Below are 19,036 nucleotides of genomic sequence, written 5' to 3'. Positions count from 1 at the left end.
ATCAGTTGCGCTCCATGTCAATGTCAATACCCAACGAACGGATTTCTTTTACCAGCACGTTGAAGGATTCGGGCATGCCAGCATCAATCGTGTGCTCGCCCTTGACGATGTTTTCGTAAACCTTGGTACGGCCTGCGACGTCATCGGACTTCACTGTCAGCATTTCCTGCAAGACATATGAAGCACCGTATGCTTCGAGGGCCCAGACTTCCATCTCACCAAAGCGCTGACCACCGAACTGAGCTTTACCGCCCAATGGCTGTTGCGTTACTAAAGAGTAAGGTCCGGTTGAACGAGCATGCATCTTGTCATCGACCAAATGGTGGAGTTTCAAGACGTGCATTACGCCAACAGTTACTGGACGCTCAAATTGGTCGCCGGTACGGCCGTCGCACAAAATCATTTGCTGACGTGATGGCGTCATCTTCAAAGATTTAGCAACATCTTCTGGATACGCCAACTCGAGCATACGTCCGATTTCAGCTTCAGTAGCACCGTCAAACACTGGGGTTGCAAATGGCAAGCCTTGGCGGAGATTCTCAGCCAAAACAGTGATCTGCTCATCAGTGAAGTTGTCGATATCTTCAACACGACCTGTTTCGTTGTAAAGCTGCTTGAAGAACTTACGCAATTCAGTTTGCTTAGCGTGCTCACGAACCATCTCATCGATACGCTTACCAATACCTTGGGCAGCCCAACCTAAGTGGGTTTCCAAGATCTGTCCAACGTTCATACGGGAAGGAACGCCCAATGGGTTCAAGACGATGTCTACAGGGCGTCCGTCAGCCATAAATGGCATATCTTCTGCTGGGGCGATTTTAGAAACCACACCCTTGTTACCGTGACGACCGGCCATCTTGTCACCAGGCTGCAAGCGACGCTTAACGGCCAAGTACACCTTAACCATCTTCGTTACGCCAGGTTGTAAATCATCGCCCTGGGTAAGCTTGGTGCGCTTCTCTTCAAAAGCTTCATCAAACTGTTTACGCTTCGCTTCGATAGAAGATTTAATCGCTTCAACTTGTGAGGCAACCTCATCATCCGCTGGACGAACATCGAACCAATGGTATTTGTCCAAATCAGCAAGATATTCCTTGTCGATCTTGGTGCCTTTAGCCAATTTCTTAGGGCCACCGTTGGCAACTTTGCCAATCAACAGCTTTTCTAAACGCATGAAGGCATCGCCCTCAACAATACGGAGCTGGTCGTTTAAGTCCAAACGATAGCGTTGTAATTCTTCTTGAATGATTGACTGTGCACGTGCATCGCGCTCAATACCTTCACGGGTGAAGACTTGAACATCGATAACAGTACCAATCATTCCAGATGGAACGCGCAATGAAGTATCTTTAACGTCAGATGCTTTTTCACCGAAGATCGCACGGAGCAGCTTCTCTTCCGGAGTGAGAGTTGTCTCACCCTTTGGAGTTACCTTACCAACCAATACGTCGCCAGCTTCAACTTCAGCACCGATGTAAACAATACCGCTCTCATCCAAGCGGGAGAGTTGTGACTCAGCCAAATTGGAAATATCGCGAGTAATTTCTTCTGAACCAAGCTTGGTATCACGGGCAACAACCGACAACTCTTCAATATGAATAGAGGTGTAGCGGTCGTCAGCAACAACTTTTTCAGAGATCAAGATTGAATCTTCGAAGTTGTAACCGTTCCATGGCATAAATGCCACAGTCATGTTTTGACCCAAAGCCAATTCACCTAAGTCGGTAGATGCGCCGTCAGCAACCACGTCGCCGCGGACAACACGATCACCAGCCTGAACGATTGGGCGTTGGTTAATGTTGGTATTTTGATTTGAACGGGTGTACTTGATGAGGTTATAAATATCCACACCAACTTCACCAGCCGCTGTCTCGTCATCGTTTACACGAATAACTACACGGTTTGCGTCAACATAATCAACGATACCGCCGCGGGAAGCCAAAATCACAGTACCAGAGTCAACCGCAACAATACGCTCTAAACCCGTACCAACCAATGGCTTGTCTGGACGCAAGCAAGGAACTGCTTGACGCTGCATGTTCGCACCCATCAACGCACGGTTTGCATCATCGTGCTCTAAGAATGGAACGAGTGAAGCAGCAGCAGAAACAATCTGGCTAGGAGCAACGTCGATGAAATCGATGCGCTCTGGGCTAACCATCATGGTCTCACCAGCTTGACGAGCAGAAACCAATTCGTCGGCCAACTTACCGCTCTTGTCGATTGTTGCGTTTGCCTGAGCAATCACATACTTTGCTTCTTCAATAGCAGAGAGGTAAACCACTTCGTCGCTTACCTTGCTATTGGAAACCTTACGGTACGGAGTTTCTAAGAAGCCGTGCTCATTCAGACGCGCAAATAACGCGAGTGAGTTGATCAACCCAATGTTTGGTCCTTCTGGAGTTTCAATTGGGCAAACACGTCCGTAGTGGGTTGGATGCACGTCGCGCACTTCAAAGCCTGCGCGCTCGCGGGTCAAACCACCAGGTCCCAACGCAGAAATACGACGCTTGTGCGTAATCTCTGAGAGTGGGTTGGTTTGGTCCATAAACTGGGACAACTGTGAAGAACCGAAGAACTCACGAATAGCAGAAGAGATTGGCTTGCTGTTAATCAAGTCATGAGGCATGAGGTTTTCTGTTTCGGCTTGGCCGAGACGTTCTTTAACCGCACGCTCAACACGTGACAAACCAGCACGGAATTGGTTTTCAGCCAATTCACCTACGCAACGTACGCGACGATTGCCTAAGTGATCGATGTCATCGACTTCGCCTTTGCCGTTACGCAAGTCAACCAAAGACTTGATGGTGTCGAGGATGTCTTCATCCGATAAAACCATTTTGCCTTCCATCTCAGAACGACCGAGACGGCTGTTAACTTTCATACGGCCAACGCGTGATAAATCGTAACTATCTTCGTTGTAGAACAAGCGCTGGAACAAGGCTTCAACAGCATCTTCTGTTGGAGGCTCACCAGGACGCATCATGCGATAGATGGCAATACGAGCAGCCATTTGATCCGCAGTTTCATCGGTACGCAATGTCTGAGAAATGTATGCGCCAGAATCTAAATCATTGGTGTAGATAGTTTCTAATTGCTTGATGCCTGCATCGCGCAATGTCGCCAATACCTCTTCAGTGATTTCATCATTAGCATAAGCCAAAATTTCACCAGAATCTGGATCAACAATATTGCGTGCAACTACACGACCAATTAAATAGTCATCTGGTACAGCGATTGTTTTTGTCTTAGCAGCCTCGAGTTCACGGATGTGCTTTGCATTGATACGCTTGTCTTTTTGAATAACTACAACGCCATTCTTGTCGAGCACATCGAAGCTAGCCAACTGACCACGCAAACGCTCTGGTACAAATTCCATTGAACCGCCATTGGCTGTTAATGAGAAATGGTCAAAGTTAAAGAAGTTAGCAAGAATCTGTTCGTTGTTTAAACCAATTGCTTTGAGCAAAATGGTGACAGGCATCTTACGACGACGGTCAACGCGGAAGTAGAGAATATCTTTTGGATCGAACTCGAAATCGAGCCATGAACCACGGTAAGGAATGATGCGTGCTGAGAACAGCAACTTACCTGAGCTGTGTGTCTTGCCCTTATCGTGTTCGAAGAACACGCCTGGGGAACGATGCAACTGAGAAACGATGACGCGCTCAGTACCGTTAATCACAAAAGAGCCATTTTCTGTCATGAGTGGAATTTCACCCATGTAGACTTCGCTCTCTTTTACCTCTTTAACCTTAGTAGGCGCTTCGCGATCATAAATAATCAAGCGAACTTTTGCGCGTAAGGCAGAGTGGTATGTGTAACCACGTTGCTGACATTCTTTAACGTCAAATGGTGGTTGTGACAACTGGTAAGACACGTATTCCATACGTGCATAGCCGTTGTTAGACACAATTGGGAATGCTGATGTAAAGGCAGCTTGAAGTCCCTCAGTAAGACGAGACGTTGCTGGCTTTTCAGCCTGTAAAAATTTAGCGTAGGATTCCAGCTGCGTTGCGATCAGGTACGGAACCTGGTGGTTATTTACTCGCTTAGCAAAGCTTTTACGGACTCGCTTGCGTTCGGTGAAGCTATAGTTCATTTCATCTCCGAATTCAGCGACTGTACAAAGATTTGGCGATTGGCCACTACCAATCACTGGCGGACAACACTAAACCGATAGATTTAGTGTCCGACCAAACTTGCATTCTGCAGTCGTATCAGAAGGCAAACCCGATTTCAATCAGAAATGAAATCGGGTTTGACCTCTAAAGATCAAACCCAACGTAACTAACGACTCCTTTTGGGAGGCGCTAGAAAAGTTTGTATTACTTGATTTCTGACTTAGCGCCTGCTTCGTCAAGCTTCTTCTTAGCTTCTTCAGCTGTCTTCTTATCAACAGCTTCTTTGATTGGCTTCGGTGCACCATCAACCAAGTCCTTAGCTTCTTTCAAGCCAAGACCAGTAATTTCGCGAACTGCCTTAATTACTGAAACCTTGTTTGCGCCAGCTTCGAGCAAGTTAACAGTGAATTCTGTTTGCTCTTCAGCAGCAGCGCCGCCAGCTGCACCAGCAGGACCAGCAACAGCCATCGCTGCAGCTGAAACGCCAAACTTCTCTTCGAACGCCTTAACCAAGTCGTTCAAATCCATAACGGACATGCTACCTACTGCATCAATGATTTCTTCTTTAGTAATCGCCATTTTTAGCTCCTAATACTTAAATAGTTAATTTGTCGCTTATTCAGCGGCAGGGGTTTCAGGTGTTTCTGTTCCAGCTTCTGGGGCTGCGGCTGCAGGCTCAGCACTTGCTTCTGGAGCGGCGGCTTCAGCAACTACTTCTGCTGGGGCTGCCACTACTTCTGCTACCGGTGCTGCAACAGGAGCAGGTGCTCCTTCTGCCTTTTGTGCTGCTACTGCGCCCAATACGCGAGCCATCGCAGATACAGGCGCCAACATCACACCCAACAACTGAGATAACAACTCATCGCGGCTTGGAATAGACGCGAGGGATTTAACACCCGCTACGTCCAACAACTTGCCGTTATATAAGCCAGCAGTAATGACTAGCTTGTCTTGAGTCTTAGCAAAGTTCTGCAATACTTTTGCCGAAGCAATCGGATCAGCAGAGATGCCGTAGATCAAGGGGCCAACCATCGAATCAGCAAGGGGCTCAAACTGTGTGCCTTGTGCAGCACGGCGTGCCAATGTGTTCTTCAAAACGCGAAGATATACACCTTGGTCACGTGCGCTAGCACGTAGCTTTGTCAACTGCTCTACTGGAATACCACGGTATTCAGCGAGCACGACAGTTTGGGCTCCAGCCAATTGAGCGCCGACATCAGCAACAATCGCTTTTTTGTCTTGTACATTCAAAGGCACGGTTTAACTCCATAAAAACCAACTGTTTCCAGTTGGGGTTACACACCAGCGTCTGATCATTTGTTCACAAAGTTCTTGTGAAAATCTTTTCAGGGTCGCCATCTGCGCTGGTTATTACTTTCGTAACGATTAAGAATTCATCTCTATAAAAGCAAGCTCATTCACCAACGGTCTTTGATGTTCGACTCTCACTCGAAGAGCAGGAGTCGACCCAAAGTTCTTTTTTGTTACAGGCTAATTAAGCTGCTGCCTGTAACGATGCTTGGTCTACGCGTACGCCTGCACCCATAGTGCTGCTTACGGCAACCTTCTTTAAATAAATACCCTTAGATGCAGGTGGCTTCGCTTTATTTAAAGCTTCGAGCAAAGCGAGCAAGTTTGATTTCAATGCAGTCGGCTCGAATGAACGACGGCCAATGCTTGCGTGCACTATACCGGCTTTGTCCACACGGAACTGAACTTGACCAGCTTTTGCATTTTTAACTGCAGTAGCAACGTCAGGAGTCACTGTTCCAACTTTTGGATTCGGCATCAAACCACGCGGGCCCAATACTTGACCTAAAGTACCAACAATTTTCATTGTGTCTGGAGATGCGATCAAAATATCGAAATCAATTTTGCCGCCTTTAATTTGTTCTGCAAGCTCTTCCATGCCAACAATTTCTGCACCAGCGGCTTTAGCTTGTTCAGCCTTCTCGCCTTGAGCAAAAACGGCTACACGAACATGCTTACCTGTACCAGCTGGGAGCACTACCGCGCCACGCACAACTTGGTCAGATTTCTTAGCATCAATGCCTAACTGAACAGCAACATCGATAGACTCATCAAACTTAGCAGTTGCACACTCTTTAACGAGGTTCAATGCGTCATCTAATGAATAGAACTTGTTGCTATCAACCTTAGATTGAATTGCTTTAACGCGTTTAGATAATTTAGTCATGATTAGAGACCTTCCACAGTGATGCCCATGGAACGGGCGCTACCAGCGATTGTTCTAACAGCTGCGTCCATATCGGCTGCTGTCAAATCTGGCATTTTTGCTTTAGCGATTTCTTCCGCCTGAGCACGAGTAATGGAGCCCACTTTATCGGTATGAGGACGTGGTGATCCTTTTTCAATCTTCGCAGCCTTCTTAATCATGATGGTTGCTGGAGGAGTCTTCATGATGAATGTGAAGCTCTTATCAGCAAACGCTGTAATCACGACTGGAATTGGTAGGCCAGGTTCCATGCTCTGAGTTTGAGCATTGAACGCCTTACAGAATTCCATAATGTTAAGACCGCGTTGACCCAATGCTGGACCTACGGGTGGTGATGGATTTGCTTTACCTGCAGGGATCTGCAGCTTAATAAAGCCAATAATCTTCTTTGCCATGTGTGCTCCTTAAAGCGCGCCTAACCCCATAAGGAAAGACCGCCGTTGAGTAAACGCTTCGCTAGTTTTTGGCTTTCTAGCTCCGCTCCTCGGTTATTGCTAACCACTTAACTACTAACTACTAAAACCAGGACTAAGTCCTCGTTTTTACATCTTTTCTACCTGGCCGAACTCCAGCTCAACTGGGGTACCGCGGCCGAAAATTGTAACAGAAACGCGCAATCTTGACTTCTCATAATTGACTTCTTCGATATTTCCGTTGAAATCAACAAATGGTCCTTCTTTAACTCGCACGATCTCGCCAACTTCAAATAGGGTCTTAGGCTTGGGTTTATCCACCCCAGCCTGCATTTGATCCATGATTTTTGCTACTTCCGCAGTGGAAATCGGGCTTGGGCGGTTGCGTACGCCGCCTACGAAACCGGTTACTTTTGGTGTATTTTTCACCAAATGCCAGCTCTCATCGGTCATTTCCATCTCAATTAGGACATAGCCTGGGAAGAAACGACGCTCAGAAACTGACTTGGTACCGGACTTGATTTCCACAACCTCTTCGGAAGGGACCAAAATACGGCCAAATTTCTCAGGCATTCCAGAGCGTGCAATACGCTCTTCAAGACCTCTTTTCACGCTCTTTTCCATTCCGGAATAAGCATGAATGACGTACCAGCGCATATTGCCGATAGCCTGTGGATTAGTAGCTACTTCAGAATCAATCATTTTTTACTCACTTCCAGCCCAAAAAGACTGAAAAAACTAGCCATTCAATCAATTTGTCTGCAATCCATAAAAATAAGGACATGATCAGAACAAAGCCAAATACGACTAGAGTCATTTGGGTGGTCTCTTTACGAGTTGGCCAAACAACCTTTTTTACTTCATACCAAGAATCTTTTGCGTAGGCGATAAAACGGCGCCCATCTGGTGAAATCGCCACAATTAAAACTGCAGCAGCAATACCACCAAACAAAACAGCGAGACGAATCAACATAGATTGATCTACCAGCGTGTAGTACAAGACTAGCGCTGCAACGACGACTAAAGCAGCTAGTCCAGAGACCCAGCCGCTTTTTTCTTCAGTATGACTTGCTGTTTGATGAGACATTTTGCTTTCAGTTCAAATCGTGGCAGGGGCGGAGGGCATCGAACCCCCAACCTTTGGTTTTGGAGACCAACGCTCTGCCAATTGAGCTACACCCCTTTATAAAAACTAATTAAAACTTACTACTTAAGCCAAAATCTTTGCAACCACGCCAGCGCCAACAGTACGGCCACCTTCACGGATCGCAAAACGTAAACCTTCTTCCATCGCGATTGGAGCGATGAGCTTTACGGTAATCGAAACGTTATCACCAGGCATCACCATTTCTTTGTCTTTTGGCAACTCGATTGAACCAGTTACGTCCGTAGTACGGAAGTAAAACTGTGGACGATAGTTGTTAAAGAATGGAGTATGACGACCACCTTCATCTTTACCCAAGATATAAACCTCGGCTGTAAAGTGAGTATGTGGGGTGATTGAACCTGGCTTAGCCAATACTTGGCCGCGCTCAACTTCTTCACGTTTTGTACCGCGTAACAAGATACCAACGTTATCGCCTGCTTGACCTTGGTCGAGCAATTTGCGGAACATTTCAACACCAGTACAAGTAGTCTTGAGTGTTGGCTTGATACCGATAATTTCGATCTCTTCACCAACCTTAACAATACCGCGCTCGATACGGCCTGTAACTACAGTACCGCGACCAGAGATAGAGAACACATCTTCTACTGGCATCAAGAATGCGCCGTCAACAGCACGTTCTGGAGTAGGAATAAAGGTATCCAAAGCTTCAGCCAATTTCATGATGGCTTCTTTACCCAATGGGCCTTCGTCGCCTTCAAGAGCTAACTTAGCAGAACCACGGATGATTGGTGTGTCATCGCCAGGGAATTTGTATTTAGATAAAAGCTCACGAACTTCCATTTCTACGAGCTCTAACAACTCTTCGTCATCAACCATGTCGCACTTGTTCAAGAACACGATGATGTAAGGAACGCCCACTTGGCGTGCCAAGAGGATGTGCTCACGAGTTTGTGGCATTGGGCCGTCAGCAGCAGAGCAAACTAAAATTGCGCCGTCCATCTGAGCAGCACCAGTAATCATGTTCTTCACGTAGTCAGCATGTCCTGGGCAATCCACGTGTGCGTAGTGACGGTTTGCAGTCTCGTACTCAACGTGCGCAGTATTAATCGTAATACCACGTGCTTTTTCTTCAGGAGCAGCATCGATCTGATCGTATGCTTTAGCTTCGCCACCGAATGCTTTAGAAAGCACGGTTGCAATTGCTGCTGTCAATGTGGTTTTACCGTGGTCAACGTGACCGATGGTGCCTACGTTTACGTGCGGTTTTGTCCGCTCGAATTTTTCTTTTGCCATTTTTAATCTGCCTTTAGTTAACTCTTAAACCAAACACGAAATACACAATTAATAAAATCAAACATGGTGCCCATGGGCAGGATCGAACTGCCGACCTCTCCCTTACCAAGGGAGTGCTCTACCACTGAGCCACATGGGCGAAATCTAATGCAACAAATTCTGGAGCGGGATAAGAGAATCGAACTCTTGACCGAAGATTGGAAATCTGCTGTTTTACCATTAAACTAATCCCGCACATCTGGTGGAGGGGGTAGGATTCGAACCTACGTAGGCATAGCCAACAGATTTACAGTCTGCCTCCTTTAGCCGCTCGGACACCCCTCCGCGAACCCAATATTCTGACTCCAAATGGAGTTTCTGTCAATATCTCTAAACGCTTTGCACAAGTAAAAACGCCCAGACCTAAGAGGGTCTGGGCGTCGCATTGGTGCCCGGCAGTTACCTACTTTCACACGGGTAATCCGCACTATCATCGGCGTAAAGTCGTTTCACTGTCCTGTTCGGGATGGGAAGGAGTGGTTCCAACTTGCTATGGTCACCGGGCGTAGAGGGTCGAGTTGCTGATTAAATCAACAACTCTATTTGAGTAAGCATGTAATAAGGATGCAGATTAAATCTGGCAAACATCCAACACAATAGTGCTGGTTATAGGATCAAGCCTAACGGGCAATTAGTATCGGTTAGCTTAATGCATTACTGCACTTCCACACCCGACCTATCAACGTTGTGGTCTTCAACGACCCTTTATGTAGGTTAAACCTACGGGAGATCTCATCTTCAGGCAAGTTTCCCGCTTAGATGCTTTCAGCGGTTATCTCTTCCATTCATAGCTACCCTGCGATGCTTCTGGCGAAACAACAGGTACACCAGCGGAATGTCCACTCCGGTCCTCTCGTACTAGGAGCAGCCCCCGTCAAATCTCCAACGCCCATGGCAGATAGGGACCAAACTGTCTCACGACGTTTTAAACCCAGCTCACGTACCTCTTTAAATGGCGAACAGCCATACCCTTGGGACCGGCTACAGCCCCAGGATGAGATGAGCCGACATCGAGGTGCCAAACACCGCCGTCGATATGAACTCTTGGGCGGTATCAGCCTGTTATCCCCAGAGTACCTTTTATCCGTTGAGCGATGGCCCTTCCATACAGAACCACCGGATCACTATGACCTGCTTTCGCACCTGCTCGACTTGTCGGTCTCGCAGTTAAGCACGCTTTTGCCATTGCACTTTAGGTACGATGTCCGACCGTACCAAGCGTACCTTCGTACTCCTCCGTTACACTTTGGGAGGAGACCGCCCCAGTCAAACTGCCTACCATGCACTGTTCCCGACCCGGATAACGGGCCAAGGTTAGAACCTCAAATAAATCAGGGTGGTATTTCAAGGTTGGCTCCAACAGAACTAGCATCCTGTTATCAACGCCTCCCACCTATCCTACACAGACCGATTCAAAGTCCAATGCAAAGCTACAGTAAAGGTTCATGGGGTCTTTCCGTCTAGCCACGGGTAGATTGCATCATCACAAACATTTCAACTTCGCTGAGTCTCAGGAGGAGACAGTGTGGCCATCGTTACGCCATTCGTGCAGGTCGGAACTTACCCGACAAGGAATTTCGCTACCTTAGGACCGTTATAGTTACGGCCGCCGTTTACTGGGACTTCAATCAAGAGCTTGCACCCCATCATTTAATCTTCCAGCACCGGGCAGGCGTCACACCCTATACGTCCACTTTCGTGTTTGCAGAGTGCTGTGTTTTTATTAAACAGTCGCAGCCACCTTTTTATTGCAACCCTTTCGTCCTCCCCTTGTACAGGGTCAAACTACCAGGGCGTACCTTATCCCGAAGTTACGGTACAAATTTGCCGAGTTCCTTCTCCTGAGTTCTCTCAAGCGCCTTAGAATACTCATCTCGCCCACCTGTGTCGGTTTGCGGTACGGTCTTGTTAGACTGAAGCTTAGAGGCTTTTCTTGGAACCACTTCCAATTGCTTCGCGAATAAATTCGCTCGTCTCACGCCCTTGAATTACGCTACCGGATTTACCTAATAGCCATCTCCAACGCAAGAACCGGGACTTCCAACACCCGGACAACTTTCCGCGATCCGTCCCCCCATCGCATCTAACAATGGTCAAGGAATATTAACCTTGTTCCCATCAGCTACGCATCTCTGCCTCGCCTTAGGGGCCGACTCACCCTGTTCCGATGAACGTTGAACAGGAAACCTTGGGCTTACGGCGAGGGGGCTTTTCACCCCCTTTATCGCTACTCATGTCAGCATTCGCACTTCTGATACCTCCAGCATCCTTTACAAGACACCTTCACAGGCTTACAGAACGCTCTCCTACCATCACATTGCTGTGATCCGCAGCTTCGGTTATATGCTTAGCCCCGTTACATCTTCCGCGCAGGACGACTCGATCAGTGAGCTATTACGCTTTCTTTAAAGGATGGCTGCTTCTAAGCCAACCTCCTGACTGTTTTAGCCTTCCCACTTCGTTTCCCACTTAGCATATATTAGGGACCTTAGCTGGCGGTCTGGGTTGTTTCCCTCTTGACACCGGACGTTAGCACCCGATGTCTGTCTCCCGTGCTTGCACTTGTAGGTATTCGGAGTTTGCTATGGCGCAGTAATCCGCAATGGACCCCACTACCATGACAGTGCTCTACCCCCTACAGTGATACACGAGGCACTACCTAAATAGTTTTCGGAGAGAACCAGCTATTTCCAGTTTTGTTTAGCCTTTCACCCCTATCCACAGCTCATCCCCTAACTTTTCAACGTTAGTGGGTTCGGTCCTCCAGTACGTGTTACCGCACCTTCAACCTGGCCATGGATAGATCAACTGGTTTCGGGTCTACACCCAGCAACTAGCGCCCTATTCGGACTCGCTTTCGCTACGCCTTCCCTATTCGGTTAAGCTTGCTACTGAATGTAAGTCGCTGACCCATTATACAAAAGGTACGCAGTCACCCCTTACGAGGCTCCTACTGTTTGTATGCACACAATTTCAGGATCTATTTCACTCCCCTCCCGGGGTTCTTTTCGCCTTTCCCTCACGGTACTTGTTCACTATCGGTCGATTACGAGTATTTAGCCTTGGAGGATGGTCCCCCCATATTCAGACAGGATTTCACGTGTCCCGCCCTACTTGTCTCTAGCCTAGTACCACTCAATAATTTTCACATACGGGACTATCACCCTTTATTGTTGGACTTTCCATTCCATTCTGTTAATTACTGAGATATCACTAGAAGGCTGTTCCCATTTCGCTCGCCACTACTCTGGGAATCTCGGTTGATGTCTTTTCCTCTTGCTACTTAGATGTTTCAGTTCACAAGGTTCGCTTCTCATACCCTATGTATTCAGGTATGGATACCACAAAAGTGGTGGGTTTCCCCATTCAGAAATCCCCGGATCAAAGCTTATTTACCAGCTCCCCGGGGCTTATCGCAGGTTATAACGTCTTTCGTCGCCTGTAATCGCCAAGGCATCCATCATGTGCACTTATTCACTTGATCCTATAACGAGCACCATTGCTAGTACCTGTTAAAGGTTTTACTTCTACTTCTGACATGTTTGCCGTAATCCAAACTGTAAGTACTTTGTTAAGAACTTGGTAAAACTCGTTTGTATTACTGATTGATGATTCAATCTTTACCCTTATTACATTGCCAAATGTCCTCTCAAAGAAACATTTGACACTTTGCTTACTCAAATTTTTAAAGAACAGCCATAAATGGCAAAACTAAACGATTAAATATTCGCTTAGTTTTGACATTTAGATGATGGTGGAGGATGACGGGATCGAACCGACGACCCCCTGCTTGCAAAGCAGGTGCTCTCCCAGCTGAGCTAATCCCCCAACGTCCCACTAAGTCTTGTTTCTGGCTGGTGGTGGGTCTGGTAGGACTTGAACCTACGACCCCTGCGTTATCAACACAGTGCTCTAACCAGCTGAGCTACAGACCCGTGGCTTTTATTGTCAACCGATAAGTGTGGGCACTAGGATTCAGCATCTTTTCTCTAGAAAGGAGGTGATCCAGCCGCACCTTCCGATACGGCTACCTTGTTACGACTTTACCCCAGTCATGAACCCTGCCGTGGCAGTCGCCCTCCTTGCGGTTAGGCTAACGGCTTCTGGCAAAACCCACTCCCATGGTATGACGGGCGGTGTGTACAAGACCCGGGAACGTATTCACCGCGACATTCTGATCCGCGATTACTAGCGATTCCAGCTTCACGTAGTCGAGTTGCAGACTACGATCCGGACTACGATGCATTTTCTGAGATTAGCTCCCCCTCGCGGGTTGGCAACCCTCTGTATGCACCATTGTATGACGTGTGAAGCCCTACCCATAAGGGCCATGAGGACTTGACGTCATCCCCACCTTCCTCCGGTTTGTCACCGGCAGTCTCTTTAGAGTGCTCTTGCGTAGCAACTAAAGACAAGGGTTGCGCTCGTTGCGGGACTTAACCCAACATCTCACGACACGAGCTGACGACAGCCATGCAGCACCTGTGTTCACTTTCTCTTACGAGCACCTAATGTATCTCTACTTCGTTAGTGACATGTCAAGGGTAGGTAAGGTTTTTCGCGTTGCATCGAATTAATCCACATCATCCACCGCTTGTGCGGGTCCCCGTCAATTCCTTTGAGTTTTAATCTTGCGACCGTACTCCCCAGGCGGCTGACTTCACGCGTTAGCTACGTTACTCAGGATGTAAATCCCGAACAACTAGTCAGCATCGTTTAGGGCGTGGACTACCAGGGTATCTAATCCTGTTTGCTCCCCACGCTTTCGTGCATGAGCGTCAGTGTTATCCCAGGGGGCTGCCTTCGCCATTGGTATTCCTCCACATATCTACGCATTTCACTGCTACACGTGGAATTCTACCCCCCTCTGACACACTCTAGCTATACAGTCACAGGCGCCATTCCCAGGTTAAGCCCGGGGATTTCACGCCTGTCTTGTATAACCGCCTGCGCACGCTTTACGCCCAGTAATTCCGATTAACGCTCGCACCCTACGTATTACCGCGGCTGCTGGCACGTAGTTAGCCGGTGCTTATTCTTCAGGTACCGTCATTCCCGGACTGTGTTAGAGCCGGTGTTTCTTCCCTGACAAAAGAGCTTTACAACCCGAAGGCCTTCTTCACTCACGCGGCATTGCTGGATCAGGGTTTCCCCCATTGTCCAAAATTCCCCACTGCTGCCTCCCGTAGGAGTCTGGGCCGTGTCTCAGTCCCAGTGTGGCTGATCGTCCTCTCAGACCAGCTACTGATCGTCGCCTTGGTGGGCTTTTACCCCACCAACAAGCTAATCAGGCATCGGCCGCTCTAATCGCGCGAGGTCTTTCGATCCCCCGCTTTCCCCCTCAGGGCGTATGCGGTATTAGCACAGCTTTCGCTGCGTTATCCCCCACGATAAGGTACGTTCCGATGTATTACTCACCCGTTCGCCACTCGCCACCAGGTGCAAGCACCCGTGCTGCCGTTCGACTTGCATGTGTAAGGCATGCCGCCAGCGTTCAATCTGAGCCAGGATCAAACTCTTCAGTTCAATTCCTGTGATCCTTGCGGATCGTCGCACTCATTCAAGAAATTGACTTGGTAATAAAACCAAATCTTTTTACTGTCTATGAGTACTATTTATTTACATCTGTCCCGAAGGACTGGATGCTTTCACTTAGTACCCACAATTATCGGTTGACTAATTTTTAAAGAGGGCTGACTTGTTTCGTATTTCATAAAACATTCAGCAGAGAGGTGAGACTATATCCCACATTTTCAGGGTCGTCAACACCTTTCGTACTCTTTTACTTAAAAAAGGCTAAGTTTTTTCTTACTTTAAAAATATAGTCAATTAAAACAATGGTTTAGATTTTAAAAAAAATTTCAACTTTTTTAAAAAAATCCTATTTTTTAAGGTTTAGACCTAGTCAACCCAAAAATTACACTGTTTTTTCATTCTTATTTGGCGTATTTCCAACAAACCTAGGGAAAACCCTGAAATTTTCCCTTATCCCTGCTAAAATATTGCTATGCACAATAAATTAGCGAATAGCCACTCACCCTCAAGCCCGCATTCTGCCGGGAGAGCTGTGCCTGTTCGCGAACTTCACGCTGGATATAAACAGGAAATACTGAATCATTTATTGCAACTTAATGATGAAGATAGACGTCTACGATTTGGTACTCAGACCCCCGACGAAGTGATTCGTCACTATGTGGAGGGTCTAGATTTCAATCGGGATGTCATTTTTGGTGTTTTCAACTTAGATCTGAAACTTGTTGGCATGGCCCATTTAGCCTATTTGCCAGAGCACAAAGGCGAGGCACGAGCTGCTGAATTTGGTGTGTCAGTGCTACCAGAAGGGCGCTCTCAGGGCCTGGGCACAGCATTGTTACAACGCTCAGCCGTTCACTCACGCAATACCAGCATTGAAACCCTTTACGTTCATTGCCTTGCCAATAACAAAGCCATGATGCATCTGGCGCAAAAGGCAGGGATGACAGTTGAGTACGCCTATGGCGATGCTGATGCTTGCCTTAAGCTGCCCCCAGCAAATACCGCAACTATTGTGGAAGAGGCCGCCAATGAGCAGTGGGCTGGCATGGACTACGCCCTAAAAGAAAACCTCAAGCGCTCTAATGAAGCCTGGTGGTGGTTTCTAGGCAGACCAGGCTTAGCGCGCTAATTTACAGCTCTAGTTTTTGTAGGGCGCTCCACGCAAGATCCAGCCGCTTAATGTAGATAGATCTGCATTACTTAATTTTGAGTTGGCCGGCATAGGTACAACGCCCCATGAACCAGACCCCCCTTTAGCAATCTTATTTTTTAAAAATACTTGAGCGTTTGAATCGTTTTTATATTTTTCTGCCACCGCTTGAAAACTAGGGCCCACAATTTTTTTATTCACTGCATGACAACCCAAGCAAGCGTTTTGTTTTGCAAGTACGAATGCATTCTCATCTTCAACATTCGCCTGCGCAACAGACATGAAAAGAGCGAGCGTTGTAAATAAAAAAACTATTTTTACAATTACTCGCTTTTTTAGCATCGACAACCTACGAAAAAATTATTGAAATTTTGGAGGGCTACTAGATTGAGTTTGATCTGCTTTGCCTTGCTTTTCTAAGCGAACTTTTTCTTCTTGAGAAATGATGTCGAAGTAAACATAAACATCTTTTACGCCATTGGTATTGCTCGCAATTTTCTTGGCAAGGTCAGCCTCACTTTGCGTCAAGATCCCCATAAGATAGACGCTACCCCCTTCCGCCACTATAACCATAGAGTTTGACGGTAACTGGTCAGTAAAGACCATTTGTGTTTTGATCTTAGACTCCAGATAAGAGTCATTTGCGCGTGATGTGTAGTTACTGTTTGGCCCAACAACCAATTCATTAAACACGGAGCGCGCATTCTTCATCGCCTTGACATAAGCTCCTGCGTCACCCTTAATATCAGCATCCTTCACTTCGCCAGTGAGCAATACTTTTTGATTAAACGAAGTCACGTTAATGTGTGCGTTATCACCAAATCTTTTTGCTAGCGCATTCTCTGCCTCTAACTCAATGCCTTTGTCAATTGCTTGCACGGCTGGTGTGCGTCGATCCGCCATAACGGCAGCGCCCGCCGCTACCCCGCCAACAGCAACCACTGCGCATGCAGAAAGTTGTGAAACAACGAGAGTAGCGAGAAACAGTTTTCTGAGGAATGAGATTTTCATTTGGGTAATTTCTGTATTGAAGTAACAATAATTTTCAGTCGAGTAGTACGTGATCTACGCCATCACATAAAGCATGTAGCAAAACCAAATGCGTTTCTTGAATGCGCGCAGTTCGCGTAGATGGTGCACACAAGTGGACATCATCTTTATCTAATAGTTGTGCAATCTTGCCACCACCATTGCCAGTGAATGCGATGACTTTCATACCAAGCTTTTTGGCAGCCTCAATGGCTTTAATCACGTTCTTCGAATTCCCTGAGGTTGAAATACTCAACAGAATGTCGCCTTTTTTCCCAAGGCCGCGAACTTGCTTACTAAAAATCTCGTCGTAGCTATAGTCATTTCCAATAGCCGTAAGAATTGAAGTGTCTGTCGTCAAAGCAATCGCAGCCAACTCTTGACGCTCTCTCTCAAAGCGACCAACGAGTTCTGCTGCAAAGTGTTGCGCATCAGCGGCAGAGCCGCCATTGCCACAGGCCATGATCTTACCGCCGGTACGCAAACAATCCACCATCGCCAGTACGCCCCTAGCAACAGATTCGGGGAGCAGTTTTTCAGCCTCTTGTTTTACGGCAATGCTATCCAGAAAATGCTGGGAGGCACGCTGACGCAAACGTTCGTTGATATCTTTTTCCATAACAATATTATGCGCCAAAGATGTCCTAATCTCAGTAGCAATCAGCTTATCCCAAAAGCAACGTATCCTCTTACTAATTGTTTAACTTTTTTCAGGCAGCCCCCATGGAATTTAGCTCTTTCGATTTTTTAAAGCAGCAGGACTTGCCTGCTGGGGCTTTGTACATGGTTGCGACACCTATCGGCAATTTGGGTGACATTACTTTGCGGGCCCTGCATGTTCTCAATTCAGTCGATGGGATCGCCTGTGAGGACACTAGACATAGCGCGGCATTACTCCAACAATTTGGCATTCATAAAAAATGTTTAGCGTTGCACGAACACAATGAAATTGGCGGTGCTCAAACAGTCATACAACACCTCTTAAATAATGAGCGCTGGGCCTATATTTCAGATGCCGGAACCCCAGGAGTCTCGGACCCAGGGGCAAAGCTGGTAAATGAGGTTCAAAAAGCAGGGCTAAGAGTAATTCCCATTCCGGGCGCAAGCGCTGTATCAAGCGCCATCTCAGCAGCCGGCTCAGTGATGCATCACTCGGAAGGGCGCTTTCAGTTTTTAGGTTTTTGGCCCAACAAAACTAAAGAACGCGATGCTCTACTGCAGGACATCTCCAGCAGTAAAAAGGCAAGCATCTTTTTTGAGTCTCCACACCATATTAGAGAAACCCTTACATTGCTTGCAAAAAATTTAGAGGCCGATCGTCAGCTTTTAGTCTGCCGTGAATTAACCAAAAAATTTGAGCAGCTGGTGCCACTTCAAGCGCAAGACGTTACTCACTGGCTAGAGACAGCAGAGAGCCTTAAGGGTGAATTTGTCATTGTGGTTGCAGGGCGATCAGCCAATAGCGATGAGACTCCAGAGCATTCAGCTCTCTTGTTGTGGGCTAATGCGCTGAGCCCCTATATGGGGAGCAAAGAAATTGCTGCCGTTCTTTCGCAAACTTTAGGCCTCACAAAAAAAGAAGCCTACCAAATTGCTTTAGATGCAAAGAGTGAGTAGTTAAAAATAAAAAGCTGGCACAAGGCCAGCTCTTCAATATGCACCGAGGGCTTATTTGGCGCTAGTGGCAGGAGCCGCAGGCTCGTTAGCATCTTTAAAATTCAATTGCGCTACTGGCTTAATGATTTGATCAGCAGAAGCAGATGAATCTGCGCGCTTGCCATTGTTCACAAACACCATTAACAACAAAATGATGATGAGTGGCACAAAAAAGCTTGCAAACACCATGATGATGAGTTGTTTTGGGGACTTAATTAGACTTCCGTGCTCGTTGCTCATAAGAATTTATCGTTTGACGGGTTTTAGGGTGGTTTTGTCGAGATTATAACTAGAGAGAAGGGTTATAGACACTTACAATAGAGGGGTAACCAGTTTTTCCACTAGCGCCCGTAGCTCAGTGGATAGAGTATTGGCCTCCGAAGCCAAGGGTCGCAGGTTCGATTCCTGCCGGGCGCGCCAAAAATCAAGGGGTTTTTGACCTACATCATGCGG

General features: G+C 47.1%; 13 protein-coding genes, 7 tRNA genes, 3 rRNA genes and 1 pseudogene. 3 read left to right on the top strand and 21 right to left on the bottom strand.

Translation table 11 applies throughout. The annotated features are described in order from the left end of the window. Window position 1: 1 nt before the first annotated feature. The 17 genes and pseudogenes from rpoB to ICE90_RS01525 all read right to left on the bottom strand — a co-directional run bounded on the left by rpoB (window position 2) and on the right by ICE90_RS01525 (window position 14,739). Window positions 2-4,102: a DNA-directed RNA polymerase subunit beta gene (gene rpoB / locus ICE90_RS01605; protein ID WP_216190686.1), complete on the bottom strand. Its 4,101-nt coding sequence runs from the start codon at window positions 4,100-4,102 to the stop codon at window positions 2-4. Window positions 4,103-4,328: 226 nt separating this feature from the next. Beyond that, the gene (rplL, locus tag ICE90_RS01600) at window positions 4,329-4,703 is read right to left on the bottom strand and encodes a 50S ribosomal protein L7/L12 (RefSeq protein WP_173941805.1); all 375 of its coding nucleotides are present in this window, start codon (window positions 4,701-4,703) and stop codon (window positions 4,329-4,331) included. Window positions 4,704-4,862: 159 nt separating this feature from the next. Beyond that, window positions 4,863-5,381, bottom strand: a pseudogene (gene rplJ / locus ICE90_RS01595) (50S ribosomal protein L10); the annotation flags it as partial. Between the two features lie 238 nt (window positions 5,382-5,619). Next, window positions 5,620-6,321, bottom strand: coding sequence for a 50S ribosomal protein L1 (rplA, locus tag ICE90_RS01590; protein ID WP_215321269.1), 702 nt, complete (start codon window positions 6,319-6,321; stop codon window positions 5,620-5,622). A 2-nt stretch (window positions 6,322-6,323) separates the two neighbouring features. Continuing rightward, window positions 6,324-6,755, bottom strand: coding sequence for a 50S ribosomal protein L11 (rplK, locus tag ICE90_RS01585; RefSeq protein ID WP_068320088.1), 432 nt, complete (start codon window positions 6,753-6,755; stop codon window positions 6,324-6,326). A gap of 147 nt (window positions 6,756-6,902) precedes the next feature. Beyond that, on the bottom strand, window positions 6,903-7,475 hold the full coding sequence (nusG, locus tag ICE90_RS01580) for a transcription termination/antitermination protein NusG (RefSeq protein ID WP_072582060.1): 573 nt from the start codon (window positions 7,473-7,475) through the stop codon (window positions 6,903-6,905). A gap of 7 nt (window positions 7,476-7,482) precedes the next feature. After that, entirely contained in the window at window positions 7,483-7,860 is a 378-nt protein-coding gene (secE, locus tag ICE90_RS01575) for a preprotein translocase subunit SecE (protein WP_215321267.1), read from the bottom strand. Between the two features lie 20 nt (window positions 7,861-7,880). Further along, a tRNA-Trp gene (locus tag ICE90_RS01570) sits at window positions 7,881-7,956 on the bottom strand. A 27-nt stretch (window positions 7,957-7,983) separates the two neighbouring features. Continuing rightward, window positions 7,984-9,174 carry an elongation factor Tu gene (tuf, locus tag ICE90_RS01565; protein WP_215321266.1) on the bottom strand — a complete coding sequence of 397 codons (1,191 nt, stop codon included), beginning with the start codon at window positions 9,172-9,174 and terminating at the stop codon, window positions 7,984-7,986. A 64-nt stretch (window positions 9,175-9,238) separates the two neighbouring features. Next, window positions 9,239-9,313 (bottom strand) — tRNA-Thr (locus tag ICE90_RS01560). 21 nt (window positions 9,314-9,334) lie between these two features. Continuing rightward, window positions 9,335-9,408: transfer RNA gene (locus ICE90_RS01555), tRNA-Gly, on the bottom strand. 5 nt (window positions 9,409-9,413) lie between these two features. Continuing rightward, a tRNA-Tyr gene (locus ICE90_RS01550) sits at window positions 9,414-9,498 on the bottom strand. Between the two features lie 105 nt (window positions 9,499-9,603). Beyond that, window positions 9,604-9,717: ribosomal RNA gene (gene rrf, locus ICE90_RS01545) — 5S ribosomal RNA — on the bottom strand. 106 nt (window positions 9,718-9,823) lie between these two features. Continuing rightward, a 23S ribosomal RNA gene (locus tag ICE90_RS01540) occupies window positions 9,824-12,697 on the bottom strand. A gap of 268 nt (window positions 12,698-12,965) precedes the next feature. Further along, a tRNA-Ala gene (locus ICE90_RS01535) sits at window positions 12,966-13,041 on the bottom strand. A gap of 30 nt (window positions 13,042-13,071) precedes the next feature. Continuing rightward, a tRNA-Ile gene (locus ICE90_RS01530) sits at window positions 13,072-13,148 on the bottom strand. Between the two features lie 58 nt (window positions 13,149-13,206). Continuing rightward, window positions 13,207-14,739 (bottom strand): 16S ribosomal RNA (locus ICE90_RS01525). The 16S, 23S and 5S rRNA genes sit together here with 5 tRNA genes alongside, the layout of an rRNA operon. 481 nt (window positions 14,740-15,220) lie before the next feature. Between ICE90_RS01525 and ICE90_RS01520 the strand changes: the two genes are divergently transcribed. Next, window positions 15,221-15,877 carry a GNAT family N-acetyltransferase gene (locus tag ICE90_RS01520; protein ID WP_215321265.1) on the top strand — a complete coding sequence of 219 codons (657 nt, stop codon included), beginning with the start codon at window positions 15,221-15,223 and terminating at the stop codon, window positions 15,875-15,877. A gap of 9 nt (window positions 15,878-15,886) precedes the next feature. On the opposite strand, the gene ICE90_RS01515 is transcribed toward ICE90_RS01520, so the two are convergent. The 3 genes from ICE90_RS01515 to ICE90_RS01505 form a co-directional block, all read right to left on the bottom strand. Then, complete coding sequence (locus ICE90_RS01515; protein ID WP_251368486.1) at window positions 15,887-16,180, bottom strand: c-type cytochrome; 294 nt, start codon at window positions 16,178-16,180, stop codon at window positions 15,887-15,889. 78 nt (window positions 16,181-16,258) lie between these two features. Then, complete coding sequence (locus ICE90_RS01510) at window positions 16,259-16,909, bottom strand: BON domain-containing protein (RefSeq protein WP_215321263.1); 651 nt, start codon at window positions 16,907-16,909, stop codon at window positions 16,259-16,261. 34 nt (window positions 16,910-16,943) lie between these two features. Continuing rightward, the gene (locus ICE90_RS01505; RefSeq protein ID WP_215321262.1) at window positions 16,944-17,546 is read right to left on the bottom strand and encodes a phosphoheptose isomerase; all 603 of its coding nucleotides are present in this window, start codon (window positions 17,544-17,546) and stop codon (window positions 16,944-16,946) included. Between the two features lie 104 nt (window positions 17,547-17,650). Here ICE90_RS01505 and rsmI point away from each other — a divergent pair, with 104 nt between their 5' ends. Next, window positions 17,651-18,544, top strand: a complete 894-nt coding sequence (gene rsmI / locus ICE90_RS01500) for a 16S rRNA (cytidine(1402)-2'-O)-methyltransferase (RefSeq protein WP_216154297.1) — start codon at window positions 17,651-17,653, stop codon at window positions 18,542-18,544. Window positions 18,545-18,595: 51 nt separating this feature from the next. Here the strand turns inward: rsmI and ICE90_RS01495 are convergent, their stop codons facing one another. Next, window positions 18,596-18,823: a hypothetical protein gene (locus tag ICE90_RS01495; RefSeq protein WP_251368485.1), complete on the bottom strand. Its 228-nt coding sequence runs from the start codon at window positions 18,821-18,823 to the stop codon at window positions 18,596-18,598. Window positions 18,824-18,927: 104 nt separating this feature from the next. On the opposite strand from ICE90_RS01495, the gene ICE90_RS01490 reads away from it, so the two are divergent. After that, a tRNA-Arg gene (locus tag ICE90_RS01490) sits at window positions 18,928-19,003 on the top strand. The last annotated feature ends 33 nt before the right edge of the window (window positions 19,004-19,036 follow it).

It is taken from the genome of Polynucleobacter sp. AP-RePozz3-80-G7, assembly GCF_018882145.1.
Lineage (GTDB): Bacteria > Pseudomonadota > Gammaproteobacteria > Burkholderiales > Burkholderiaceae > Polynucleobacter.
This window is presented reverse-complemented; position numbering and strand designations above follow the sequence as displayed.

Coding starts and splice junctions, on each gene's coding strand:
- rsmI (WP_216154297.1), top strand. CDS start 17,651: ATGGAATTTAGCTCTTTCGATTTTTTAAAGCAGCAGGACTTGCCTGCT.
- ICE90_RS01515 (WP_251368486.1), bottom strand. CDS start 16,180: ATGTCTGTTGCGCAGGCGAATGTTGAAGATGAGAATGCATTCGTACTT.
- ICE90_RS01510 (WP_215321263.1), bottom strand. CDS start 16,909: ATGAAAATCTCATTCCTCAGAAAACTGTTTCTCGCTACTCTCGTTGTT.
- rplL (WP_173941805.1), bottom strand. CDS start 4,703: ATGGCGATTACTAAAGAAGAAATCATTGATGCAGTAGGTAGCATGTCC.
- ICE90_RS01520 (WP_215321265.1), top strand. CDS start 15,221: ATGCACAATAAATTAGCGAATAGCCACTCACCCTCAAGCCCGCATTCT.
- rplK (WP_068320088.1), bottom strand. CDS start 6,755: ATGGCAAAGAAGATTATTGGCTTTATTAAGCTGCAGATCCCTGCAGGT.
- ICE90_RS01505 (WP_215321262.1), bottom strand. CDS start 17,546: ATGGAAAAAGATATCAACGAACGTTTGCGTCAGCGTGCCTCCCAGCAT.
- rpoB (WP_216190686.1), bottom strand. CDS start 4,102: ATGAACTATAGCTTCACCGAACGCAAGCGAGTCCGTAAAAGCTTTGCT.
- nusG (WP_072582060.1), bottom strand. CDS start 7,475: ATGATTGATTCTGAAGTAGCTACTAATCCACAGGCTATCGGCAATATG.
- secE (WP_215321267.1), bottom strand. CDS start 7,860: ATGTCTCATCAAACAGCAAGTCATACTGAAGAAAAAAGCGGCTGGGTC.
- rplA (WP_215321269.1), bottom strand. CDS start 6,321: ATGACTAAATTATCTAAACGCGTTAAAGCAATTCAATCTAAGGTTGAT.
- ICE90_RS01495 (WP_251368485.1), bottom strand. CDS start 18,823: ATGAGCAACGAGCACGGAAGTCTAATTAAGTCCCCAAAACAACTCATC.
- tuf (WP_215321266.1), bottom strand. CDS start 9,174: ATGGCAAAAGAAAAATTCGAGCGGACAAAACCGCACGTAAACGTAGGC.